We start from the raw sequence: 25,036 nt of genomic DNA, 5'->3' as shown, positions 1-25,036 counted from the left end.
CGCCGACGCAATGGCGCCGATCACATCTGACAGCAAAAAGTGTTCCTTACTGCTTTTATGCCGAACTCAATTTGGGGGTTGGCACAAAAACCTGTGGGAGCTGGCTTGCCAGCGATGGCGTCCTGGCGTTCAACATCGATGTTGGATGTGCCGGCCTCTTCGCTGGCAAGCCAGCTCCCACAGGGATTGCATTTCACATTTGAAAGACGTGGATCAAACGTACTGCGCAGCCGCGTAACCCGAGGCCCAGGCCCACTGGAAGTTGAAACCGCCCAGATGCCCGGTCACGTCGAGCACTTCGCCGACAAAATACAGGCCCGGGCTTTTCAGCGATTCCATGGTTTTGGACGACACTTCGCGGGTGTCGACGCCACCCAGCGTGACCTCTGCCGTGCGATAACCTTCGGTGCCGGCCGGCACCACTTTCCAGCTGCCCAGCTTGTCGGCGATCTCAGCCAACTCTGCATGGGTGTACTGCTTCATCGGTTTGGACACGAACCAGTTATCCGCCAGCAGATTGGCCATCTTCTTGGTGAAGATCTCACCGAGCAGGGTTTTCAGTTCGCTGTTCGGACGCTCGGCCACCTGCTGTTGCAGCCAGCTGGCGGCGTCGTGATCCGGCAGCAGGTTGATCTCCACCGTGTCGCCGGATTCCCAGAACGAGGAAATCTGCAAAATCGCCGGGCCGCTGAGGCCGCGGTGGGTGAACAGGATGTTCTCGCGAAAACTCTGATCGTTGCAGCTGACCAGACAATCTACCGACGTACCGGACAGCTCTGTGCACAGTTCCTTGAGCTGATCGGTGATGGTGAACGGCACCAGCCCGGCGCGGGTCGGCAGCAGGTCGTGACCGAACTGTTTGGCGACTTGGTAGCCGAAACCGGTGGCGCCCAACGTCGGGATCGACAGACCGCCAGTGGCGATCACCAGCGACTGGCACTGGATCTGGCCGAGGGTGGTGTCGAGCAGGTAACCGCTTTCGACTTTCTCGATAGTCTGGATCGAGGTGTCGAGGTGCAGCTCGACGCCGACCTGATCGCACTCGGTGAGGAGCATTTCGAGGATGTCGCTGGATTTGTTATCGCAGAACAGCTGACCGAGCTTCTTCTCGTGATACGGCACGGCGTGCTTGCCGACCATGCCGATGAAATCCCACTGGGTGTAGCGCGCCAGTGCGGATTTGCAGAAGTGCGCGTTCTGCGAGAGGAAATTGCTCGGTTCGGTGTACATGTTGGTGAAATTGCAGCGGCCACCGCCCGACATCAGGATTTTCTTGCCGGCCTTGTTCGCATGGTCGAGCAGCAATACCTGACGGCCGCGCCCGGCGGCGGTCAGTGCACACATCAAACCCGCGGCGCCAGCGCCAATGATCACGACTTCGGTAGAGCGCAAAACGGTGTCCTCTGAAATGTCACCACAAAACCAACCGTGTAGGAGCTGTCGAGTGAAACGAGGCTGCGATCTTTTGATCTTGTTTTTGAGATCAAGATCAAAAGATCGCAGCCTTCGGCAGCTTCTACAGGGAATTACGTTGTTCTTACAGGATACGCACGCGCAGCGAACGGCCCTTGATCTTGCCGTCGTTCAGGCGCTGCAAGGCTTGCATGGCCACGGTGCGCTCAACAGCCACAAACGCCTGGAAGTCGAAGATCGCGATTTTGCCGACCTGCGCGCCCGGGATGCCGGCCTCGCCAGTCAATGCGCCAAGAATGTCGCCCGGACGCACTTTGTCTTTACGGCCGGCACCGATGCACAGGGTGGTCATCGGCGGCTGCAACGGGGCAAGGCCCTGGGACTTGAGGTTGTCGACCTGATCCCAGTTCAGCGGCGACTTTTGCAGTTGCTCGATGGCTTGTGCGCGGTGCGCTTCGCCCGGTGCAACCAGGCTGATGGCAATGCCTTTCTCGCCCGCACGACCGGTACGGCCAACGCGGTGAATGTGGATTTCCGAATCGCGCGCCAGTTCGACGTTGATCACCATGTCCAGCGCATCGATGTCCAGACCACGGGCGGCAACGTCGGTGGCGACCAGTACCGACGTACTGCGGTTGGCGAACATCGCCAGCACCTGATCGCGGTCACGCTGTTCCAGATCGCCGTGCAGGCCGACGGCGGAGATGCCTTTGGCAGTCAGGTGATCAACGGTTTCCTGCACTTGCTGCTTGGTGAAGCAGAACGCCACGCAGGATGCCGGGCGGAAGTGGTGCAGGACTTTGGTCACGACGCTCATGCGATCTTCCGGGGAGATCTCGTAGAAACGCTGCTCGATCTGCGTGTCATCGTGGAACGCCTCGGCTTTCACCGTTTGCGGATCGCGCATGAACTTCGACGCGAGCTGCTTGATGCCGACCGGGTAGGTTGCCGAGAACAGCAAGGTCTGACGACGCTCAGGGGTCTTGACGATGATGTCTTCGATGGCGTCGTAGAAACCCATGTCGAGCATGCGGTCGGCTTCGTCGAGGATCAGCGTGTTCAGGCCATCGAGTACCAGCGAAGCCTTGCGCAGGTGCTGCTGGATGCGCCCCGGGGTGCCGACGATGATGTGCGCGCCGTGTTCCAGCGAAGCGATCTGCGGGCCGAACGACACGCCGCCGCACAGGGTCAGGACTTTGATGTTGTCTTCGGCGCGGGCCAGGCGACGGATTTCCTTGGCAACCTGGTCGGCCAGCTCGCGCGTCGGGCAGATCACCAGTGCCTGGCAACCGAAGTAGCGCGGGTTGATCGGGTTGAGCAGGCCGATGCCGAACGCAGCGGTTTTGCCGCTGCCGGTCTTGGCCTGGGCGATCAGGTCCATCCCTTTGAGGATCACCGGCAAGCTCTGCGCCTGGATCGGCGTCATCTGCGCATAACCGAGTGATTCGAGGTTAGCCAGCATGGCAGCGGACAGCGGCAGAGTGTTAAAAGCGGTGGCGATGGTGGTCACGGGACGGGCCTGCAAAACAAAATGTCGCGCAGTGTAGCAGCCCCGTGCCACTTTCCTCGAAAGTTCTGGACGAACAGCGATTGAGCCGACAATCCCGAGCCTTGCTGACTAGTGAGAAACTTGAGGCAAAGGAGCTGTTGTGGCGAGGGGATTTATCTGTGGCGAGGGGATTTATCCCCGTTGGGGCGCGCAGCGCCCCCCCCTTTATATCTACCCCCCCCCCGGTACATCAGACCGATCGCATTCAACCTTTTTGGGGCTGCTGCGCAACCCATCGGGGATAAATCCCCTCGCCACAAAAGCCCCATTACAAATTAATGTTCGATGTGTTCTTGCGGCCGTTTTGCGCGCCGGCCGTCTTCTTTTGACAGCTGCGAGAAGATCGTCGCAGCCAGCATCGCCATGATCCCGACCGTCACGAAGGTCAACTGGAACGCGCCCAGCACCGTCTCGACACCGTCGTTGCCGACCTCGGCGGTAAACCCGCCCAACAAGGCACCGGCGCAGGCAACCCCCAGACTCAGCGACAACTGCGCGACCACCGACAGCAAACTGTTACCGCTGCTGGCGCTGGCGTCGTCGAGGTCGATCAGGGTCACGGTGTTCATCGCGGTGAACTGCAGCGAGTTTATCGCGCCGAGAATCGCCAGCAGACACAGCAGCAGCCAGTACGGCGTCTGCTCGCTGACCAGGCCCATGCTGGCCAGCATGATCCCCAGCAGCAGCGTGTTGCCGGTAAGCACGATGCGATAGCCTAGGCGCTCGATCAGCGGTCGTGCGACCCACTTGGCGATCATCGCCGCAGCGGCCAATGGCAACATGCTCATCCCCGCTTGCGACGGTGAATAACCCAGCGCCACTTGCAGCAGCAACGGCACCAGAAACGGCAACGCGCCGCTGCCGAGACGGGCGAACAGGTTGCCGAGAATGCCGACGGCAAATGTGCGGGTCTTGAACAGCGACGGTGAGAACAACGGATTCTCGATGTGCCCCGCGCGCAGCCAGTACGCGGCCAGACAGGCGAAGCCAGCGAACAGCAGCAACATCACTCGCAAGTGCGGCAAATGCAATTCGCCGAGGCCTTCCATGGCGATGGTGATCAGAATCATCGCCGCGCCAAACAACAGGAAACCGAGGCTGTCGAAGCGCGTGCGTTCGCTGCCGCGCAGATCGGGGATGAATTTCCATACCGCGTAGCAGCCGATGACACCCACCGGAAGATTGATCAGGAAGATCCAGTGCCACGTCAGGTATTCGACCATCCAGCCGCCCATGGTCGGGCCGAGCAGCGGGCCGAGTAATCCGGGAATGGTGATGAACCCCATGATCCGCACCAGCTCGGATCGCGGATAAGCGCGCAACACCACCAGTCGCCCGACCGGCAACATCAATGCACCGCCCAGTCCCTGAATCACCCGAGCGCCGATCAGCATGCTCAGGGTGCTCGACAAGGCGCAGAGCAGTGAGCCTATGCTGAACAGCAGGATCGCGCCGAAGAAGATTTTCCTGGTGCCGAAACGGTCCGCTATCCAGCCGGAAGCGGGGATCAGCAGGGCCACGGTGAGCATGTAGGCGATGACCACGCCCTGCATGCGCAAGGGGTCTTCAGCCAGATCCCGGGCCATGGCCGGCAGGGCGGTGTTGAGGATGGTCCCGTCGAGGGACTGCATGAAAAACGCAATGGCGACGACCCACGGCAACCAGCGGGCGGTGATGGCGTCGAGAGGCGGGCGGTCTGGCATGGAACCTCTGGTGGGTGGTTAATCCAAATTCATGTACTACATGGAACCCTGTGGTAACGGTCCCTGTGGTGAGGGGATTTATCCCCGATGGACTGCGCAGCAGTCCCATTTTTTGGGGCCGCTGCGCGACCCATCGGGGATAAATCCCCTCGCCACAGAGGCCCGTACTCAAGCCCCTGTGTATTGGGGAGTAGCGTGTTTACAACGTCAGAGTCAACCGGCTCACCAACGCTCCCGGCAGCAACGCCGACGAAGTATTGCGCTGGCTATACGTGCTCGCCGACAGCAGCAACTCTCGCTCGGTCGTCAACGCTTCCAGCTGCGAACCCAGCAGGCTGTAGGCGCTGTCGTCGAATCGCATGGTGCTGACCGGCGCCTGAATCTCGCCGTTTTCGACCCAGAACGTCGCGAAGCGCGTCATGCCGGTCATGCGTGCCGCCGGTTGATCCGAGAAGTTCAGGTACCACAGATTGCTGATGTACAGCCCGGTGCCCAACTGCTTGAGAATCTCCGCTTGTGGCAAGTCCCCGGCGGCCATGTTCAGCGCACTCGGTGATTCACCACCGCTGGCACCGTTGGCCGTCAGACCATACTCGGCCGCGCTGCGCGAACCGACCAACTGATCTCCAGCCTTGCCCTCGATGATCAGGCGCAAATCACTGCGCGGATAACCCTCGCCGGAAAACGCCGGGCTCAGCGAATCGCTGACTTTCTCATCCAGCGACACCAGCGGACTGAACGCCTGATCGCCGACATACAACTTCTGCAGCGGGCTGCTCTTGCTGGCAATCGACTGCGCGGAGAAACCACCCCAGCTCAGCATGCCCATGATTTCTTCCAGCGCGGCTGGCGCGAGATAGGCGCGGTACTGTCCCGGCGGCAACGTGCGCAGCGGGCGACCGAGAAACTCCAGTTGTTCGCGAGCCTGCTGGAAGCGCTTGGTGAAGCCTTCGCTGCTCCAGTCGTGCCCGGCGTAGCTGGCCTTCACCGCTTCGCCGTTCTCATGGAACAGGCTGAAGTCAAAGTTGAAACTGTTGGCCTGATGCCAGCCAAACGCGCCTGAGGAACTGGCGAAACCACGGCTGATCGGGCCTGCGGCATAGAAACCGACCAGATCCAGACCTTCAGCGGCGGCGCAGATTTCGTCGACCACTTGCTCGGTATCCGGCAGCGGATGATCCTGCACTTTACTGCTCTGCCAGCCATTGTGGTTGAGCAGCAGATACGGATCCTGCGGCAGCAGCGGCAGGGTTTCACGCAGTTGCTGCAGGCCTTCGGCTAGCCGCTGCAGGTCGCCTTCCTGATCGCCGGAAAGGGTGACTTGCAGGTCGGCGTGGCGACCATCGTTGATCAGTTTCAGGACGATATTGGCTTGTTGCACCTGCCCGGCCTGGCGCACCTTGGCGTGATTGAAGCGCACGAACGCCGAAGATTCAGCGGCGTAGCTGAGGGTGAACTGTTCCGGCTCACGGACGCTGTCGCGCAGCCAATCGACCATGTCCTTGAAGGCGTCGGACTGACTCTTCGAAATGCTCATCAGGCGTCTCCCCCAAATACATCAATGTTGCTGAATACGCAGGCCGGCGAAGCGTGGCCGACGCGGATCACCTGGTTCGGTTCGCCCTTGCCGCAGTTCGGCGTGCCGAGCACCTTGACGGTGTTGGCATCGCCGACGGCGCGCAGGCTTTTCCAGAAGTGCGCGGAAATCGCCCGATAGTTGGGATTCTTGACCACGCCTTTGAGTTCGCCGTTTTCGATCAACTGTCCCCATTCGCAGCCGAACTGGAATTTGTTGCGCGCATCGTCAATCGACCATGAGCGGTTGGTGCTCATCAGGATGCCGTTTTCGATGCCTTCGATGAGTTTGTTCAGCGGCTGATCGCCCGGCTCGATGTTGAGGTTGGCCATGCGATCGATCGGTGGACGGTTCCAGCCGCAGGCGCGGCTGTTGGCGACGCCGTCCATCCCGGCACGGAACTGCGACAGCGCACCGCCGAGTGGACGCAGCAGCAGACCATCACGAATCAGGAATTGTTTGCTGGCTTTGCTGCCGTCGTCGTCATGGCCGTAGCTGGCGAGTTCTTCGGGAATGCCCGGATCGAACGTCACGTTGAGCAGTTTCGAGCCGTATTGCAGGCTGCCGAAGTCAGACGCCTTGACGAAACTGGTACCGGCGTAATTACGTTCGTCGCCGAGGATGCGGTCGAGTTCCAGCGGGTGACCGATGGATTCGTGGATCTGCAGCATCATCTGGTCAGGCATCAGCAGCAGGTCGCGCGGGCCTTGCGGGGTGTTCGGTGCGAGCAGCAGTTGCAGCGCCTGATCAGCGACTTGCGGGCCGGCACCGATCAGGCCGCAACGGCTGATCACGTCTGCGCCACCTTGTTGGCCGAAGTTCTCGCGGCCGAGGCTGCGAGTCTGGCTGTCGTTGCCGTCGTAGGCGGTGACGTCGAGGCTCGGGTAGACAAAGCGCTGGGCCTGGCGCAATTCGGCGCCGGCGCTGCTCAGATAGATCTGTTCGACGTGGGTGATGCCAATGCTGACTTCCCAATTCACCAGGCGCTCATCCTTTGGCACCGAGGCGGATTCCGCGCCGAGCAGCTCAAAGCATTCGCTCAGGGACGGGAAGGGTTGTTCGAGATTGGGCGAAAAGTAATCCGCGCGGTCGCTGGAGACCGGTTGATCGCGCAGGTCGAGCAAGGCGTGGGGCTTAAGCCGCCGGGCCTGCTGTTCGGCGCGCTCAAGGGCGGCTTGCAGGCCTTGTTGCGAGAGGTCATTGGTCGCAGCGTAGGCTTCGACGCCGTTGACCCGCACCGTGAGCATCGCACCTTCGTCGCGGCTCAGGCTCGGCGGCTCGGCAACGTTCTTGCGCACCGACAGGTATTGGCCGGACTCGCGTACATACCGCAGGGAAAAGAACTCAGCGCCCGTGCGCAAGGCAGCGAAGCGCTGCTTGAGCTGGGGGTGGAAATCGAACATTCGGGAACCTCCTTGTTAGGGGGAAGCGGTAAAGCGACGGCGGGGAGGGGTGAAACGATTGCGCGAGACCTAGAGTAGGCCTGCGTGGGGGTAGGATCAAGTGAAGAGGGGGTGTAGGGGGTTTTACTGTGAATCAGGGGGAGGGGGTGTTGAATTGTAGGGCCTCATCGCTGGCAAGCCAGGCTCCCACAGGTTTCTCGGTGACCACATTATCTGTGAACGACGCAAAACCCTGTGGGAGCTGGCCTGCCAGCGATTAGCCGTGACGCGGTATCAAGTCAGGCTCCCACAGGTTTACTGGTGAGCACAATATTTGTGAACGACGCAAAACCCTGTGGGAGCTGGCTTGCCAGCGATTAGCCGTGACGCGGTATCAAGTATTACTGAGCAGCAGGCGTGATATCACGCATCGCCTTGCCCTTCACCGGCGCATCGCCCGCTACGTAGTAGTCGGCGGTGCTGCGCGGCAGCGGCTGGCGGCCACGGATCTTGTCGGCGATTTTCTCGGCGATCATGATCGTCGGCGCGTTCAGGTTGCCGGTGGTGATGATCGGCATGATCGACGCATCGACCACTCGCAGACCCTGCATGCCATGCACGCGGCCTTCGCCATCGACCACAGCCATCTCGTCGGTGCCCATCTTGCACGAGCAGGACGGGTGGAACGCGGTCTCGGCGTGTTCGCGGATGAACTTGTCCAGCTGCTCATCGGTTTGCACATCGATACCCGGGCTGATTTCACGGCCACGGTATTGGTCCAGCGCCGGCTGTTGCATGATTTCACGGGTCAGGCGGATGCCGTCACGGAATTCCTGCCAGTCCTGCTCGGTGGCCATGTAGTTGAACAGAATGCTCGGGTGCTGACGCGGATCCTTGGACTTCACCTGGATGCGGCCACGGCTCGGCGAACGCATGGAACCCATGTGCGCCTGGAAACCGTGCTCTTTCACACCGTTGCTGCCGTTGTAGTTAATCGCTACCGGCAGGAAGTGGTACTGGATGTTCGGCCATTCGAATTCCGGACGCGAACGGATGAAACCGCCGGCCTCGAACTGGTTGCTGGCGCCGATGCCGGTGCCGTTGAACAGCCACTCGGCACCGATGGCCGGCTGGTTGTACCAGAGCAGCGACGGGTACAGGGAAACCGGTTGGGTGCAAGCGTATTGCAGGTACAGCTCAAGGTGATCCTGCAGGTTTTCACCGACGCCCGGCAGGTCGTGAACGACCGGGATGTCGAGGCTTTCCAGCAGTTTTGCCGGGCCTACGCCGGAACGCTGCAGCACCTGTGGCGAGGCGATGGCGCCGGAGCACAGCAGGACTTCCTTGCGGGCTTTGGCTTCAACGCGCTCTTCAGCGTCGCCCACCAGATAACGCACGCCAGTGGCACGCTTGCCTTCAAACAGAATCTTGTCGGTCAGGGCGTGGGTGACGATGGTCAGGGTCGAACGCTTTTTAGCGATATCGAGGTAACCACGGGCGGTGGAAGCACGGCGGCCGTTCGGCGTTACAGTGCGATCCATCGGGCCGAAGCCTTCCTGCTGATAACCGTTCAAGTCTTCGGTACGCGGATAACCGGCCTGCACGCCGGCTTCAACCATGGCGTGGAACAGCGGGTTGTTGCCAGCCTTAGGCGTGGTCACGCTGACCGGGCCTTCGCCACCGTGGTAATCGTTCGGGCCGATGTCACGGGTTTCCGCTTTGCGGAAGTACGGCAGGCAGTTCAGGTAGTCCCAATCTTCAAGGCCCGGCAGCTTGGCCCAGTTGTCGTAGTCCATCGCGTTGCCGCGGATGTAGCACATGCCGTTGATCAGCGAAGAGCCGCCGAGGCCTTTGCCGCGACCGCATTCCATCCGGCGACCGTCCATGTGTGGCTCTGGATCGGTTTCGTAAGCCCAGTTGTAGCGACGACCTTGCAGCGGGAACGCCAGTGCGGCCGGCATTTGCGTGCGGAAATCGAGACGATAATCCGGGCCGCCTGCTTCGAGCAGCAGAACGGTGACGCCTTCGTCTTCAGTCAGACGGGTCGCCAGGGTGTTACCGGCCGAGCCGGCACCGATGATGATGTAATCGAATTCTTGGGACATTGAATGCACCCTCTTTGAAGTTGGTCAGGTCGAGATCGCCGGGACCCTGCAAAAAGCCTGTGATGAGGAGAAAATCCCCTGTGGTGAGGGGATTTATCCCCGATGGGCTGCGCAGCAGTCCTGAAATCAGCGATTGAGATCTATCTGGAGAACTGCAGTGTCTGGAGGGGGGCTGCTTCGCAGCCCAGCGGGGATGAATCTCCTCGCCACAAAGGCCCCATCCAGACTCTGAGTCAGATCAGAACACCGAGACGTAATCGCCCAGCTCGACCTGTACCGATTTGATGCGGGTGAAGTTGTTCAGCGAGCTGATCCCGTTTTCACGGCCAACACCCGACTGCTTGTAACCGCCGACCGGCATTTTTGCGTCGGACTCGCCCCAGGCGTTGATCCAGCAGATACCGGCTTCGAGCTGATGAATCACGCGGTGCGCACGGTTCAGGTCTTTGGTGACGATACCGGCGGCCAGGCCGAAGTCGGTGTCGTTGGCGCGGCGGATCACTTCTTCTTCGGTCTCGTACGACAGAATCGCCATGACCGGGCCAAAGATTTCTTCACGAACGATGGTCATGTCGTCAGTGCAGTCGGTGAACACGGTTGGTGCCACGAACGCGCCTTTGGCGAATTCGCCGTCGGTCAGACGCTCGCCGCCACACAGCACGCGGGCACCTTGTTCTTTACCCTTGGCGATGTAGCCCAGCACGCTTTCCATGTGCGCGAAGCTCACCAGTGGACCGAAGTTGGTGTTTTCGTCTTCCGGGTTGCCGATGCGGATGCGCGCTACGCGCTCAACGATCTTGGCTTCGAAAGCGGCTTTCAGGTGGCTCGGCACGAACACGCGAGTGCCGTTGGTGCAGACCTGACCGGAGCTGTAGAAGTTGGCCATCATCGCGGTGTCGGCGGCGCGATCGAGGTCGGCGTCGTCGAAGATGATCAGCGGGGATTTGCCGCCCAGTTCCATGGTCACGTCTTTGAGGGACGATGCCGAAGCGCTGGCCATGACTTTCTTGCCGGTGTCGGTGCCGCCGGTGAACGAGATTTTCTCGATGCGCGGGTGCTCGGTCAGCCAGGTGCCGACTTCACGGCCACTGCCGGTCAGTACGTTGAACACGCCATCCGGAACGCCGGCTGCGGTGTAGATTTCAGCCAGTTTCAGGGTAGTCAGCGAGGTGACTTCGCTTGGCTTGAAGATCATCGCGTTACCGGCGGCCAGCGCTGGAGCGGATTTCCACAGGGCGATCTGGATCGGGTAGTTCCACGCGCCGATACCGGCAACAACGCCCAGCGGCTCGCGACGGGTGTAAACGAATGCGGTGTCACGCAGCGGGATCTGCTCGCCTTCGATGGCGGGTACCAGGCCTGCGTAGTATTCCAGCACGTCGGCGCCGGTGACGATGTCGACGTACTTGGTTTCGGAGAAGGCTTTACCGGTGTCCAGGGTTTCCAGGGCAGCCAGTTCATCGTTGCGCTCGCGCAGGATGTCGACGGCACGACGCAGGATGCGCGAACGCTCCATGGCGGTCATCGCGGCCCAGATTTTCTGGCCTTTTTCGGCGCTGACGACAGCGCGCTCGACGTCTTCTTTGGTCGCACGTTGTACTTGTGCGAGGACTTCACCGTTCGCCGGGTTGATGGCTTCGAAGGTGGCGTCGCTGGAGGCGTCGGAGTAAGCGCCATCGATGTAGAGTTTTTGCAGTTCGAAACGGGCCATAGTGTCCTCGCAAGTGCATAAGTGGTTGGCGTTGGTCACCGGGTGAGCCATGTAGCTGTGGCATCGCTGATCGGTGACAGTTCAGGGGCCGAGCTTTTTTCGAGTGCTCTAGCTCACCTGCTTGGCCAATTGGAAATCCATGTATTCGTAAGCGATCTGTTGCGCCTGCGCTGTGTCGAAAGCGTCTCCCGACAGCGCGCCGCGCAACCACAACCCGTCAATGAGGGCTGCCAGACCGCGGGCGGCGCTGCGCGCATCTTCGAGCGGCAACACACGGCGGAACTGGCAGCACAGGTTGGAATACAAGCGGTGATCGTTGATCCGCTGCAACCTGTGCAAAGACGGCTGGTGCATGCTGGTGGCCCAAAAGGCCAACCAGGTTTTCATTGCCGGGCCATTGACCTGGCTGGCGTCGAAGTTGCCTTCGATGATCACCTGCAGATGCGCCCGTGGGCTGTCATCTGCCAACGCCTGACGACGTGCGGTGACACTCTCGCTGAGGGCGGTCATCAGATACCGCATCGTGGCGGCAATCAGGCCATTCTTGTCCTGAAAATAGTGACTGATGATGCCATTCGAGACACCGGCCAAACGGGCGATCAGCGCAATGCTGGCGTCCCCCATTCCGACCTGATCGACCGCCTGCAAAGTGGCTTCGATCAGTTGTTGGCGGCGGATGGGTTGCATACCGACCTTGGGCATCTTGCACATCTCCTTAGGCCTTCCGACGGGCGAATAACGCTTATCGGATTGAGGGCCAGTCTATTTTGTTTTGATTGAACGTTCAATCAACAAAGAATAAGATCTGCGACAAATCGTCGCTGCCTACAGCTTTTTCCTACGTGTATGTGGCGATAAAACCGACATCCGAAAATGCTTGAAACCTGTATGGGGCATGGCGCGGTTCGCGATTCGAAGGACGTGTTGAAAGGGCAAGACGCTCGGGGCCAGGTTTCGGATGAACGTCCGGACACCTTCGGCCACGAAAGCGATTCGCAGCGCCATTTCGGCAGGTTCGGGCTTTTTTCGGGGTGTCTTTATATCACCCGCCGGTCGGCTGCCAACTAACCGATTGGTCGGGTTCCGTGTTGCCTTGTGTTCTTCTCTCGCACTGCCTGGAGCATTTGTGCCATGAGTTCTGCCTCGCTAATAAAGACCCCGCCCGAGAAGGTGACGGTCAACGGTTGGGTGTTTTACACCTCTACCGCGCTGATTCTGTTGTTGACCGCCATTCTGATCATCGCCCCGCAAGAGGCCGGCAGGATGTTGAGTGTGGCTCAGGCCTGGTTGTCGCGCAGCTTCGGCTGGTACTACATGGTGGTGATCGCCGCTTACCTGGTGTTTGTGGTGGGCCTGGCGTTTTCTTCCTACGGCAAACTCAAACTGGGCAGCAAGGACGACACCCCGGATTTCAGTTACGGCGCCTGGGCGGGAATGCTGTTCTCGTCGGGTATCGGTATTTCGCTGTTGTACTTCGGCGCCTCCGAGCCGCTGGATCACTATTTCAATCCGCCGGAAGGCACTGCCGGCTCCAACATGGCGGCGCGTCAGGCTGTACAGCTGACTTTCCTGCATTGGGGCCTGCACGGCTGGGCGATCTATGCACTGGTCGGTCTGGCCGTGGCGTACTTTGCTTATCGTCATAACCAGCCGCTGGCACTGCGTTCGGCGCTGTATCCGCTGGTCGGTGAGCGTTGGGTCAAAGGTGCGGCCGGTCATGCGGTAGACGGCTTCGGCATGTTCGTGACCCTTTTGGGTCTGGTGACCAACCTGGGGATTGGTTCGCTGCAAGTGTCGTCGGGCCTTGAAAACCTGTTCGGCATGGAACACAGCAACACCAACCTGCTGATCGTGATCATTGTGATGAGCACCGTGGCGACCATCGCGGCTGTGTCGGGTGTGGAGAACGGCATCCGTCGTCTGTCCAACCTGAACATCGTGCTGTTCAGCGGTCTGCTGATTTTCGTGCTGCTGTTCGGCCCGACCTTGCACTTGCTCAACGGCTTCGTGCAGAACGTCGGCGACTACCTCAACGGCATCGTGCTGAAAACCTTCGACCTTTACGTGTATGAGGGCAGCGCCGAGAAAACCGAACGCTGGATGGGCCTGTGGACGCTGTTCTACTGGGCGTGGTGGATTTCCTGGGCGCCATTCGTCGGCATGTTCATCGCGCGGATTTCCCGTGGTCGGACCGTGCGTGAACTGGTCGCCGGTGTGCTGCTGATTCCGCTGGGCTTCACGCTGGCCTGGTTGTCGATCTTCGGTAACTCGGCACTGGATCTGGTGATGAATCATGGGGCGGTGGAACTCGGCAAGACGGCGCTGGAACAGCCGTCGATGGCGATCTATCAGCTGCTCGAGCATTACCCGGCGTCGAAGATTGTCATCGGTGTGTCGATCTTCGTGGGTTTCGTACTGTTCCTGACCCCGGCCGATTCCGGTGCGGTGATGATGGCCAATCTTTCGTGCAAGGGCGGCAACGTCGACGAAGATGCGCCGCACTGGCTGCGGATTTTCTGGTCGGCCATTATCACGCTGGTGACCATCGGTCTGCTGTTTGCCGGTAACTTTGAAGCCATGCAAACCATGGTCGTGCTGGCCGGTCTGCCGTTCTCGGTGGTGCTGGTGTTCTTCATGTTCGGCCTGCACAAGGCGATGCGCCAGGACGTGCAGATCGAACAGGAGCAAGCGCAACTGGCCGAGCGTGGTCGTCGTGGTTTCAGTGAGCGTCTGACGCAACTGGATCTGCAGCCGAGCCAATCGGTGGTTCAGCGGTTCATGGACAAGCAAGTCAGCCCGGCGCTGGAAGACGCGGCCGCGCAAATGCGTGCTCAGGGTCTGGAAGTACAGACGCTGCTGGGTAAATCCAAGCGTTGCATGGGCGTGCGCATCGAGATGGAAGAGGGTAACCCTTTCGTTTATGAAGTGAGCCTGGAGGGTTACCTCGCGACGCCGACTGAATCTGTGGACTCTGAAGAGGCGCGCCAGCGCTACTACCGCGCTGAGGTGTACCTGCACAACGGCAGCCAGGATTACGACCTGATGGGCTTCACGCAGGATCAGATCACGCGGGATGTGCTCGATCAGTTTGAAAGCCATCGGCAGCTCCTTGGCCGGGTGTACAGCTAAGTAATGAAGGAGGCGGTGTTTCTGTCTGAAGCACCGCGTTGCATCCTTTAAAAGATCGCAGCCTTCGGCAGCTCCTACATTGAGCGCATTCCCCTGTAGGAGCTGCCGAAGGCTGCGATCTTTTGATCTTCACTCAAACAAAAACGCCGCGATCCTCTCGCGGCGTTTTTGTGTCTGCGGGGCTTACCCCAGGTTCTTGCCCAGCAACGCGTGATACAGCTCGCTGTCGCCCAAGATCCCCACCACATGATTGTTATCGTGCAGCACCAGTTTGTTGCCGGTCTGGTAACGAATCTGCAACGCATCACGCATGCCGATATTCGAGTCCACCAGCGTCGGCCGGCGCTCCAGCCCTTCGACGGCTTGCCCCGGTGCCCAATTCTGCAAGTCGAGGGCCGCGCCGTTCTGTCGCGCGCCTTTGATGGTGTTGCCTTCGGCCAGGTCCAGCCACGAATCGCCGCCCGGATCGAGGCAGACCGAGCCGTTGATGCGTTTGCACTTGTCCAGCGTGCGCATCAGGCTGCGACCGCACAGCACGTTGAGCGGATTGGTGTGCGCGACGAAGGTGCGCACATAGTCGTCCGCCGGGTTCAGCACAATCTCTTCCGGCACGCTGTACTGGATGATCCGGCCGTCCTTCATGATCGCGATGCGGCTACCCAGTTTGAGCGCCTCATCAAGGTCGTGACTCACAAACACGATGGTCTTGTTGAGCTTGCGTTGCAGCTCCAGCAGTTCATCTTGCAAACCCTGTCGGATCAAAGGGTCGAGTGCCGAGAACGGTTCGTCCATCAATAGAATGTCAGCGTCCATGGCCAGCGCCCGGGCCAGGCCCACACGTTGCTGCATACCGCCGGAGAGTTCGTCAGGCTTCTTGTTGCGCCATTGGGTCAGGCCCACCAGTTCGAGTTTTTCATCGACCAGTTTCTTGCGTTCTTTCTCCGGGCGACCCTGCATTTCCAGACCGAAACTGATGTTCTCGCGCACCGTCAGCCAAGGCATCAAAGCGAACTTCTGAAACACCATGGCGATGCGTTTGGTGCGCATCATTTTCAGTTCGGCGGGCGTGCAGGAGGCGATGTCGATCTGGCGGTTTTCATGCTCGACGAACAGCTTGCCGCGGCTCACGGTGTTGAGGCCGTTGATGCAGCGCAGCAGGCTCGACTTGCCGGAACCCGAGAGGCCCATCAGCACGCAGATTTCGCCTTTGTTGATGTCCAGCGTGGCTTTTTCCACACCAACGATTTGCCCGGTCTTTTTCAGGATCTCGTTGCGGGTCATGCCCTGATCCAGCAGCTTGAGCGCCTCGCGCGGATCCTTGGAGAAGATTACGTCGACGTCTTCGAAGCGAATAATGCTCATGCGTCACCCCCTACTTTGGCGTCGGGTTGTTTGCAGATACGGTCGAGCATGATCGCCAGCAGTACGATCGCCAGGCCTGCTTCGAAGCCCAGGGCGATATCAGCAGTGTTCAGTGCGTTGACCACCGGTTTGCCGAGTCCGTCGGCGCCCACCAGTGCCGCGATCACCACCATCGACAACGACAGCATGATGCACTGGGTGATGCCGGCAGCGATGCTCGGCATGGCGTGAGGCAGTTCGATCCGTGAGAGCAATTGGCGACGCGAGCAGCCGAAGGCCTTGCCGGCGTCCATGAGTTCTTGCGGGACATCGCGGATGCCCAGGTAGGTCAGGCGGATCGGCGCCGCGATGGCGAACACCACCGTGGAGATCAGGCCCGGCACCACACCCAGCCCGAAGAGGGTCAGGGTAGGAATGAGGTAAACGAAGGTCGGTACGGTCTGCATCAGATCGAGTACCGGACGCATCACCGTATAGAACATCGGCTTGTGCGCAGCAATGATGCCCAGCGGCACACCGATCAGCACGCAGACAAAGGTGGCGAACAACACCTGGGCGAGGGTTTCCATGGTTTCCTGCCAGTACCCCAGATTGAGGATCAGCAGAAACGAAGCGACGACAAAAGCGGTAAGTCCCCATTTGCGCTGGATCAGATGCGCAATCAGGGCGATGAGGCCGATCAAGACCAGCGGGTTGAACCAGGTCAGCGCAAACGTCACGCCGTGGATCATCGTTTCCAGCGTCACGGCGATTGCGTCGAAGGTGTTGGCGCCGTGTTGCGTCAACCATTCAACGAATGCCGCGATGTACTGGCCTAAAGGTATTTTCTGATCAATCAGCATGGTAGTGAACGTCCGCATGCAAGGAAATAAACAGCCCGGGCGGCCTGAACCGCCCGGCATAAGCGATTACTGATTCAGCTTGGCTTTCACGGCCTCCAGGCCAGGCTTACCGTCAATGGTGGTCACGCCAGCGAGCCAGGTATCGAGCACCTGTGGATTCTTTTTCAGCCAGGCCTTGGCGGCCGCGTCAGGCTTCATCTTGTCGTCGAGGATGTTGCCCATCAGTTCGCTTTCCATGTCGACGGTGAATTCCAGATTCTTCAGCAACTGACCGACGTTGCTGCATTCCGTGGCGTAACCCTTGCGGGTGTTGGTCGCTACGGTGGCCGCACCGAAATCGGGGCCGAAGAACTCGTCGCCGCCGGTCAGGTATTGAATCTTGAAGCGCTTGTTCATCGGGTGCGGCGCCCAGCCGAGGAACACCACCTCGGTGCCACGGCGCGATGCCCGGTCGACCTGCGAGAGCATGCCCGCTTCAGACGATTCGACGACTTTGAAGCCGGCGGTTTTCAGGCCGAAGGCGTCCTTGTCGATCATGCTCTGGATCAGACGGTTGCCGTCGTTGCCAGGCTCGATGCCGTAAATCTTGCCGTCGAGTTCTTTCTTGAATTTGGCGATGTCGGCGAAGTCATGCAGACCTTTGTCATACAAGGCTTGCGGCACGGCGAGGGTGTACTTGGCGCCAGTGAGGTTGGTGCGCACGGTTTCCACGGTGCCGGCGTCGCGGTAGGCCTTGATGTCGTTTTCCATGGTCGGCATCCAGTTGCCGAGGAACACGTCCATGTTCTTGCCGTCGGCCAGCGACTTGTAGGTCACGGGCACGGAGATCATGGTGGTCTTGGTCTTGTAGCCGAGGGCGTTGAGGACGACGGAGGTGGTAGCGGTGGTGGCGGTGATGTCGGTCCAGCCAACATCGGAGAAATTCACGGTACTGCACTGTGCCGGTTCTGCAGCTTGCGCCAGTAACGGCAGACTCAGCATGGCGGCCAACAACAACGACGGGGAACCTTTCATGGATGGACTCCTTGGTGTTTTTTTTGGCAGTGTTCCGACTGGACCACCGCACTTATGGGTTGCGGTTGGATGGCGTTCTGGAGACAGCTCTACCACGTCGCCTTGCAATCGAGTCATAACGATCATGTACCAGTGAAAATCTGACGCCTACAGGGGGGGTCGTATCCAGTACAGGGATGGTCGCATCCAGTGTCAGTGACGTCGTTTACAGCTTTTTTCTGCCCTGTCTGGCCATCTGAACTGCATAAAAACGGCGCAAATGAGCGGGAAAACCGGCGCGGCGTTAGTGAGCATGAGTGCGTCGGTGCCAGACGCCGTACGAGCTATCAAAAGCCTGATGATGCGGGCATTCCGGCGGATCGCAGCTTGAGCGTAGCAGCTCCGCCAGCGGGCGCTTCACGCCCCGGATCAGCATTCTCAGGAGCTCTGCAGCAATGGCTATCAGCGTTTTCGACCTGTTCAAAATCGGCATCGGCCCTTCCAGTTCCCACACCGTCGGGCCAATGCGCGCGGCGGCATTGTTTGTCGAATCGCTGCGCGACAGGCATCAGTTGGAACAGGTGCGGCGCATTGAGGTTCAGCTTTTCGGTTCGCTGTCGGCCACGGGTATCGGACACGGCAGCGACAACGCGGTGATCATGGGCCTGATGGGCGAGTGGCCGGACGCAATCGATCCGTCGCAGATCGGCCCGCGCATCCAGGCCCTGCGTGAAACCCACACACTCCTTCTGGATGGTCGCTTGTCGGTGCCGTTTGTCTGGGCCCGCGACATGCGCCTGATCGAGGAAAACCTGCCGTTCCATCCCAACGCCATGACCCTGGTTGCCGAAGGCGATCACGGCGAGTTGCATCGCGACACCTACTATTCGGTCGGTGGCGGATTTGTCGTGGATGAGGCGCAGGCGTCCAGCGGTGTGGTTGATCTGGATCGCACCGAATTGCCTTATGACTTTTCCAGCGCCGTCGAGCTGCTGGAGCTGTGCAAGAAGCACAACCTGCGTGTCGCCGAACTGATGCTGGCCAACGAAAAAGTCTGGCGCAGTGAGGAAGAAATCCGTGCCGGGCTGATGAAGCTGTGGCGGGCGATGCAAGATTGCGTCGAGCAGGGCTTGAAGCACGAGGGCATCTTGCCCGGCGGTTTGAATGTGCGTCGGCGTGCGGCGAAATTGCATCGCAGCTTGCAGGAGCTGGGCAAGCCCAATGTGATTGGCTCGACACTGAGCGCGATGGAGTGGGTCAACCTGTTCGCCCTCGCCGTGAATGAAGAGAACGCTGCGGGCGGGCGCATGGTCACGGCGCCGACCAATGGCGCGGCGGGGATCATACCGGCGGTATTGCACTACTTTATGAAGTTCAGCGAGGCGGTGACTGACGCCAATGTCGTTGACTACTTACTCAGCGCGGCGGCAGTGGGGATTCTGTGCAAGAAGAATGCTTCGATCTCCGGTGCTGAAGTCGGCTGTCAGGGCGAAGTCGGTTCGGCGTGCGCGATGGCGGCGGCGGGGCTGGCGGAGATTCTTGGCGCGACACCCGAGCAACTGTGCAATGCGGCGGAGATAGGCCTGGAACACAACCTTGGGCTAACGTGCGATCCGGTGGGTGGTCTGGTGCAAGTGCCGTGCATCGAGCGCAATGCAATTGCGGCGGTGAAAGCAATCAACGCCGCGCAGATGGCGCTGCGTGGTGACGGGCAGCACTTTATCTCGCTGGACCGGGTGATCCGCACCATGCGCGATACCGGCGCCGATATGCATGACAAATATAAAGAGACGTCGCGCGGTGGGTTGGCGGTGAGCGCGGTTGAGTGCTGACACCGAGTTGCCCTGTGGCGAGGGGATTTATCCCCGATGGGCTGCGAAGCGGCCCCAAGCCCTGCAATCGAGTTTTGCCTGACACACCGCGGTGAATGGGTTTACGACTGCTGCGCAGCCGATCGGGGATAAATCCCCTCGCCACAGGATTTATCCCCGATGGGCTGCGAAGCGGCCCCAAGTCCTGCAATCGAGTTTTGCCTGACACACCGCGGTGAATGGGTTTACGACTGCTGCGCAGCCGATCGGGGATAAATCCCCTCGCCACAGGATTTATCCCGGATGGGCTGCGAAGCGGCCCCAAGTCCTGCAATCGAGTTTTGCCTGACACACCGCGGTGGATGGGTTTACGACTGCTGCGCAGCCGATCGGGGATAAATCCCCTCGCCACAGGATTTATGTTTGATTTGGAAAAGGGTGGAGAGTCAGACCAGTCAAAACTGCTCGCTAACGGAACACTTCCAACCCGGCGCGCCACCTTTTAGCGCGTCGTAATCAGATAAGAGCATTCCTGCCCCGTGACGCGTACCAGCGCCTGCTACCGCCCGTCACCCGTGCGTGCGGTGACACTGCGCAGCAACCGCGCGCAGGCCAGTTCCCACAAGTGCTACCGATATGCTCACACGCAACGGGGCAGAGCTTTCACTGGCGTTGATGGCACTTCGAAATACCTTTTGTCGGACGTCTCGAATAGACACGTCGCGACGTCGTTTTCAGGAGTTATTGAACGGCCATTCAATTTTAGGCATGGCAATTGCTCTGTCATAACAAAGCCCGCCTCCCTTGCGAGAGCGCCGGCAATAACAAGAGCCTCCGCCTGAGGCCATCACCCGCTTTGTGTGAGGAGATACCGCGATGACGTCGTTCAACTCCGGGGCCCAACCCCAGAACCGTGCGCCTCAATCCATCGGCTTTCTGCTGCTGGACAATTTCACGCTGATTTCTCTGGCCTCCGCAGTAGAACCTCTGCGCATGGCCAACCAATTGTCCGGTCGCGAGCTGTATCGCTGGAGCACCCTCACCGTCGATGGCGGCCAGGTGTGGGCCAGTGACGGTCTGCAAATCACCCCCGACGCCTCCATGCACAAAGCGCCGCCGCTGGACACTGTGATTGTTTGCGGTGGCATCGGCATCCAGCGCACCGTTACCCGTGAACACGTTTCGTGGCTGCAAAGCCAGGCGCGTCAGTCCAAGCGCCTCGGTGCCGTGTGCACCGGCAGTTGGGCCCTGGCCTGCGCCGGTCTGCTCGACGGTTTCGATTGCAGCGTGCATTGGGAGTGTCTGGCGGCGATGCAGGAAGCTTTCCCGCGCGTGGCGATGAGCACCCGCTTGTTCACCCTCGACCGCAACCGTTTCACCAGCTCCGGCGGCACCGCGCCGCTGGACATGATGCTGCACCTGATCAGCCGCGATCACGGCCGTGAACTGTCCGCCGCGATCTCGGAAATGTTCGTCTACGAGCGTATCCGCAACGAGCAGGATCACCAGCGTGTGCCGCTCAAGCACATGCTCGGCACCAACCAGCCGAAATTGCAGGAAATCGTCGCGCTGATGGAAGCCAATCTGGAAGAGCCAATCGACCTCGATGAACTGGCGGTGTACGTCGCCGTGTCGCGCCGGCAGCTGGAGCGCCTGTTTCAGAAATACCTGCACTGTTCGCCTTCGCGCTACTACCTCAAGCTGCGCCTGATTCGCGCCCGGCAGTTGCTCAAGCAGACGCCGATGTCGATCATCGAAGTGGCATCGGTGTGTGGTTTCGTGTCGACGCCGCACTTCTCCAAGTGCTACCGCGAATACTTCGGCATTCCGCCGCGTGACGAGCGCGTAGGCTCCAACACCACCCAGCAAGTGGCGATGCTGCCGCTGCCGCAGGCGATTGTGATGTCGCCGCTTTCGGGGCCGATGTCGGCGCTGAGCCAGGCGCGCAATGAGTCGACGTTTGCCAGTGTAAGGCTGTAGACCGAGGCGCTTTCATCGCTGGCAAGCCAGCTCCCACAGGATCTGTGTTGGACACAAATGTTGTGTTCACCCGGATCACTGTGGGAGCTGGCTTGCCAGCGATGGCGGTTCGTCAGGCGCTATGGCTTTGCTGATAGTCCGCCAACGCTGGCAGCAACTGTTTGTCGATGGCCTGACGCACCGCCGGTTGAATGCTTGCGCCACTGGTGTACATGTCCTTGACCATCTTGCGCAGCTCGGATGCCCTGACATTATCCAGGCCACGCACCGCGCACTCACAAGCCTGCTCGGCCGTGGAGCCACTCGGCACCTGAAATCCCAATGCCTTGAGCTGGCCCAACAGGTCTTCCTGATCAATCAAGTCGGCATACATCATGAGGCGAATCCTTCTTCGGCAACGGAGGTCGTGGTTCGATTCTGGTAGGCGGGTGAAGTGACGGCAAGAGCGATTTGTCGCAGTGGCCGCGACGGCTATGAACAGGTCGTTTTCGGCTAACTCGGAGTGCAGGGGAGTAGGCACACTGGACTCAGCTTGCAACACGAAGGTTTGGTCACCCTCGCATCGCAGCTCCTCAACAGTAGCCTCTGCCCCGATCCTGTCACGGCTGGTATCGGGGCTTTTTTTTGGCTGTGAATCAGGAAGTCTGAGTTGGTTTTGCGGACGCCATCGCGGGCAAGCCCGCTCCCACAGGGTTTGGTGTCGATCACAAAAATGTGACCGACGCCTAACCCTGTGGGAGCGGGCTTGCCCGCGATGAACGATAACCCGGTCTATCTGGCAGGCGGCAGAGCGATGACGCGGCCGATGTAAGCGGGGGCGGGCAGATCGGTTTGCGCGGCGACCATGGCTTGCAGGTGATTCAGCGTGTCGGGGGTGAACGGTGCCGAGCGTGGGCCGGCAAGATCAACATGGAGCAACATTTGCTCGTTGCCGGCCAGTTCCTGGGGATCGCCGACTTTGTGCAGGCTGTGATAGAGGTGCAGGCGTTTGCTGTCGTGGCCGATGATTTGCGTGTGCACTTCGACGTCGGTATCGAGCTTCACTTCGTGCAGGTAGTTGAGGTGCAGTTCGAGGGTAAACAGCGAGTGGCCGCTGGCTTCGCGGTTGTTGCTGTCCATGCCGAGGCGATCCATCAGGGCATCGGTGGCGTAGCTGAAAATCAGCAGGTAGAAGGCATCGCGCAGGTGGCCGTTGTAGTCGACCCAGTCGGGGATGATGCGGGTTTGGTAGGTGGTGAGGGTGGGCATGATTGGGTTCCGGCAGAAGGTTGGTGGTGAAGATCAAAAGCAATCCCCTCACCCCAGCCCTCCCGAAACGTCGGACCGCCCCCAAGGGGGCCAGGGGGAAAGGGAGCAGATCTTCAAGCTTTTCAAGTCCTGAGTTCGGCTCGGTAATTCAGGTCGGTGTAACTCGCAAGAGCACCTCGGTCAGTCCCCTCTACCTCTGGGAGAGGGCTAGGGTGAGGGCTGCATTGTCATGCCAAACGCATCACTCGCTGAAACTCATCCCATGCTTTTCCTTGGTAGTCCTGACCGCCTCAAGCACCGCCAACAAGCAATCATCACGATAGCGCTCCAGTGCCGAAATGCTACGTTCGCCAAGCTGCTCGCTGGTGCCATCGACCACGTCATCAATCAACTTGTCGGTCAGCTCCGGCGCCGGCAGATAGGTCCACGGCAACTGCAAGGCCGGGCCGAATTGCGACATGAAGTGGCGCATCCCGGCATCACCACCGGCCAGCGTGTAAGTCAGGAACGTGCCCATGAACGACCAGCGCAGACCCGCGCCAAAGCGGATCGCATCGTCGATCTCACCTGTAGTCGCCACGCCATCGTTGACCAGGTGCAGCGCCTCGCGCCACAGCGCTTCAAGCAAACGGTCGGCGATGAATCCAGGCACTTCCTTGCGCACGTGCAGCGGACGCATGCCGAGGGATTCGTAGACTTTCATCGCCGCTTGCACGGCCTCAGGCGCGGTGTTCTTGCCGCCGACGACTTCCACCAACGGCAGCAGGTAGACCGGATTGAACGGATGGCCGACCACGCAGCGTTCCGGGTGGGTCGAGCTCTCGTAAAACTCGCTCGGCAGCAGGCCTGAAGTGCTGGAACCGATTAACGCGTTCGGCTTGGCGGATGCGCTGATTTTGCTGTGCAATTCCAGTTTCAGTTCCAGACGTTCCGGAGCGCTTTCCTGAATGAAATCGGCATCGCGCACGCATTCTTCGATGGTCGCGACAAAACGCAGGCGATCCTGTGATGCGCCCGGTGCCAGACCGTTTTTTTCCAGTGCACCCCAGGCGTTGGCGACGCGTTTGCGCAATGCCGCTTCAGCGCCGGGTGCCGGGTCCCAGGCGACCACGTCGAGGCCATGGGCGAGGGCACGCGCGACCCAGCCGCTGCCGATGACACCGCTGCCCAGAGCGGCGAAGGTTTTGATTTCGGTGATAAAGCTCATAGGGTTTTTCCTGAAAGAAGGCGATCCCTGTAGGAGCTGCCGAAGGCTGCGATCTTTTGACTTTGATTGTTAGAAACAAGATCAAAAGATCGCAGCCTTCGGCAGCTCCTACAGGAGAGATTGTGTGTAGGTTTAGCGGCGCTGGGTCAGGCCCATCTTCTGGCGGCCTTCAGCCGGGGTCAGCACGCGGGCGCCGAGGCGGCTGAGGATTTCGGTGGCGCGTTCGACCAATTGACCGTTGGTCGCGAGCACACCCTTGTCCAGCCACAGATTGTCTTCCAGGCCGACCCGCACGTTGCCACCGAGCAGCACCGCTTGCGCCGCCATCGGCATCTGCATCCGGCCAATGCCGAACCCGGCCCACACTGCGTCTGCCGGCAGGTTGTCGACCATGGCTTTCATGGTGGTAGTGTCGGCCGGCGCGCCCCACGGGATGCCCAGGCACAGCTGGAACAACGGGTTGTCGAGCAGACCTTCCTTGATCATTTGCTTGGCGAACCACAGGTGGCCGGTGTCGAAAATTTCCAGTTCGGCCTTCACGCCCAGCTCGGTGATGCGTTTGGCGCCTGCGCGCAGTTGCGCCGGGGTGGAGACGTAAATGGTGTCGCCGTCGCCGAAGTTCAGCGTGCCGCAATCGAGGGTGCAGATTTCCGGCAGCAGTTCTTCGACATGAGCGAGGCGGGTCAGCGGGCCGACCAGATCGGTGTTCGGGCCGAACTCCATCGGATTCTCGCCAGCGCCGATTTCCAGGTCGCCACCCATGCCGGCCGTGAGGTTGACGATGATGTCGACGTCGGCCTCGCGGATCCGCTCCATCACTTCGCGGTACAGCGCCACGTCGCGGCTGAACTTGCCGGTCTGCGGATCGCGCACATGGCAATGCACGACCGTCGCGCCAGCCTTGGCGGCTTCCACCGCTGCAGCGGCGATCTGTTTCGGGGTGACCGGCACGTGCGGGCTGCGGGCGGTCGTGTCGCCAGCACCGGTGAGTGCGCAGGTGATGATGACGTCGTGGTTCATGAGGC

At 60.1% G+C, this 25,036-nt stretch carries 18 protein-coding genes; 3 read left to right on the top strand and 15 right to left on the bottom strand.

Annotated features, from left to right (window positions below; all coding sequences use genetic code 11):
• Positions 1 to 213: 213 nt before the first annotated feature.
• The 8 genes from ICA16_RS10155 to betI all read right to left on the bottom strand — a co-directional run bounded on the left by ICA16_RS10155 (position 214) and on the right by betI (position 12,141).
• The gene (locus ICA16_RS10155) at positions 214 to 1,392 is read right to left on the bottom strand and encodes a BaiN/RdsA family NAD(P)/FAD-dependent oxidoreductase (protein ID WP_210553496.1); all 1,179 of its coding nucleotides are present in this window, start codon (positions 1,390 to 1,392) and stop codon (positions 214 to 216) included.
• Between the two features lie 145 nt (positions 1,393 to 1,537).
• On the bottom strand, positions 1,538 to 2,923 hold the full coding sequence (dbpA, locus tag ICA16_RS10150; RefSeq protein ID WP_210700519.1) for an ATP-dependent RNA helicase DbpA: 1,386 nt from the start codon (positions 2,921 to 2,923) through the stop codon (positions 1,538 to 1,540).
• Between the two features lie 314 nt (positions 2,924 to 3,237).
• Positions 3,238 to 4,665 (bottom strand): multidrug transporter subunit MdtD, encoded by a 1,428-nt coding sequence (mdtD, locus tag ICA16_RS10145; RefSeq protein WP_150617801.1) that lies wholly within the window; start codon positions 4,663 to 4,665, stop codon positions 3,238 to 3,240.
• A 199-nt stretch (positions 4,666 to 4,864) separates the two neighbouring features.
• The gene (locus tag ICA16_RS10140) at positions 4,865 to 6,202 is read right to left on the bottom strand and encodes a TldD/PmbA family protein (protein ID WP_210700518.1); all 1,338 of its coding nucleotides are present in this window, start codon (positions 6,200 to 6,202) and stop codon (positions 4,865 to 4,867) included.
• The gene (locus tag ICA16_RS10135) at positions 6,202 to 7,644 is read right to left on the bottom strand and encodes a TldD/PmbA family protein (RefSeq protein WP_210700517.1); all 1,443 of its coding nucleotides are present in this window, start codon (positions 7,642 to 7,644) and stop codon (positions 6,202 to 6,204) included. Before ICA16_RS10135 ends, ICA16_RS10140 begins: the two co-directional genes overlap by 1 nt.
• A gap of 380 nt (positions 7,645 to 8,024) precedes the next feature.
• Positions 8,025 to 9,728 (bottom strand): choline dehydrogenase, encoded by a 1,704-nt coding sequence (gene betA / locus ICA16_RS10130; RefSeq protein ID WP_210700516.1) that lies wholly within the window; start codon positions 9,726 to 9,728, stop codon positions 8,025 to 8,027.
• A 238-nt stretch (positions 9,729 to 9,966) separates the two neighbouring features.
• Positions 9,967 to 11,439, bottom strand: coding sequence for a betaine-aldehyde dehydrogenase (betB, locus tag ICA16_RS10125; protein ID WP_150617797.1), 1,473 nt, complete (start codon positions 11,437 to 11,439; stop codon positions 9,967 to 9,969).
• Between the two features lie 108 nt (positions 11,440 to 11,547).
• Positions 11,548 to 12,141: a transcriptional regulator BetI gene (betI, locus tag ICA16_RS10120; RefSeq protein ID WP_042561476.1), complete on the bottom strand. Its 594-nt coding sequence runs from the start codon at positions 12,139 to 12,141 to the stop codon at positions 11,548 to 11,550.
• 429 nt (positions 12,142 to 12,570) lie between these two features.
• Between betI and betT the strand changes: the two genes are divergently transcribed.
• Complete coding sequence (gene betT / locus ICA16_RS10115; RefSeq protein WP_150617796.1) at positions 12,571 to 14,568, top strand: choline BCCT transporter BetT; 1,998 nt, start codon at positions 12,571 to 12,573, stop codon at positions 14,566 to 14,568.
• 183 nt (positions 14,569 to 14,751) lie between these two features.
• Here the strand turns inward: betT and choV are convergent, their stop codons facing one another.
• The 3 genes from choV to ICA16_RS10100 all read right to left on the bottom strand — a co-directional run bounded on the left by choV (position 14,752) and on the right by ICA16_RS10100 (position 17,786).
• A complete protein-coding gene (gene choV, locus ICA16_RS10110; RefSeq protein WP_042561473.1) occupies positions 14,752 to 15,930 on the bottom strand; it encodes a choline ABC transporter ATP-binding protein in 1,179 nt (392 codons plus the stop codon).
• Entirely contained in the window at positions 15,927 to 16,772 is an 846-nt protein-coding gene (gene choW, locus ICA16_RS10105) for a choline ABC transporter permease subunit (protein ID WP_042561472.1), read from the bottom strand. The genes choV and choW overlap by 4 nt, the downstream gene beginning before the upstream one ends.
• A gap of 66 nt (positions 16,773 to 16,838) precedes the next feature.
• Positions 16,839 to 17,786: a choline ABC transporter substrate-binding protein gene (locus ICA16_RS10100; protein WP_150617795.1), complete on the bottom strand. Its 948-nt coding sequence runs from the start codon at positions 17,784 to 17,786 to the stop codon at positions 16,839 to 16,841.
• 434 nt (positions 17,787 to 18,220) lie between these two features.
• On the opposite strand from ICA16_RS10100, the gene ICA16_RS10095 reads away from it, so the two are divergent.
• Positions 18,221 to 19,597, top strand: coding sequence for an L-serine ammonia-lyase (locus ICA16_RS10095; protein WP_150601907.1), 1,377 nt, complete (start codon positions 18,221 to 18,223; stop codon positions 19,595 to 19,597).
• Between the two features lie 855 nt (positions 19,598 to 20,452).
• A complete protein-coding gene (gene gbdR, locus ICA16_RS10090; protein ID WP_007949927.1) occupies positions 20,453 to 21,556 on the top strand; it encodes a choline metabolism transcriptional regulator GbdR in 1,104 nt (367 codons plus the stop codon).
• Between the two features lie 112 nt (positions 21,557 to 21,668).
• Here gbdR and ICA16_RS10085 read toward each other — a convergent pair whose 3' ends face one another.
• The 4 genes from ICA16_RS10085 to cdhC form a co-directional block, all read right to left on the bottom strand.
• The gene (locus ICA16_RS10085) at positions 21,669 to 21,932 is read right to left on the bottom strand and encodes a hypothetical protein (protein WP_042561469.1); all 264 of its coding nucleotides are present in this window, start codon (positions 21,930 to 21,932) and stop codon (positions 21,669 to 21,671) included.
• A gap of 395 nt (positions 21,933 to 22,327) precedes the next feature.
• Positions 22,328 to 22,804: a thioesterase family protein gene (locus tag ICA16_RS10080; protein ID WP_210700515.1), complete on the bottom strand. Its 477-nt coding sequence runs from the start codon at positions 22,802 to 22,804 to the stop codon at positions 22,328 to 22,330.
• A 241-nt stretch (positions 22,805 to 23,045) separates the two neighbouring features.
• Positions 23,046 to 24,011 (bottom strand): L-carnitine dehydrogenase, encoded by a 966-nt coding sequence (locus ICA16_RS10075; protein WP_115147146.1) that lies wholly within the window; start codon positions 24,009 to 24,011, stop codon positions 23,046 to 23,048.
• A 132-nt stretch (positions 24,012 to 24,143) separates the two neighbouring features.
• Positions 24,144 to 25,031 (bottom strand): 3-dehydrocarnitine:acetyl-CoA trimethylamine transferase CdhC, encoded by an 888-nt coding sequence (cdhC, locus tag ICA16_RS10070; protein ID WP_210700514.1) that lies wholly within the window; start codon positions 25,029 to 25,031, stop codon positions 24,144 to 24,146.
• Positions 25,032 to 25,036: the final 5 nt, after the last annotated feature.

Source organism: Pseudomonas anatoliensis, from assembly GCF_017976235.1.
GTDB classification, from domain to species: domain Bacteria; phylum Pseudomonadota; class Gammaproteobacteria; order Pseudomonadales; family Pseudomonadaceae; genus Aquipseudomonas; species Aquipseudomonas anatoliensis.
Note: the sequence above shows the minus strand (reverse complement) of the source record. Positions and strands in the feature narration are given on the sequence as shown.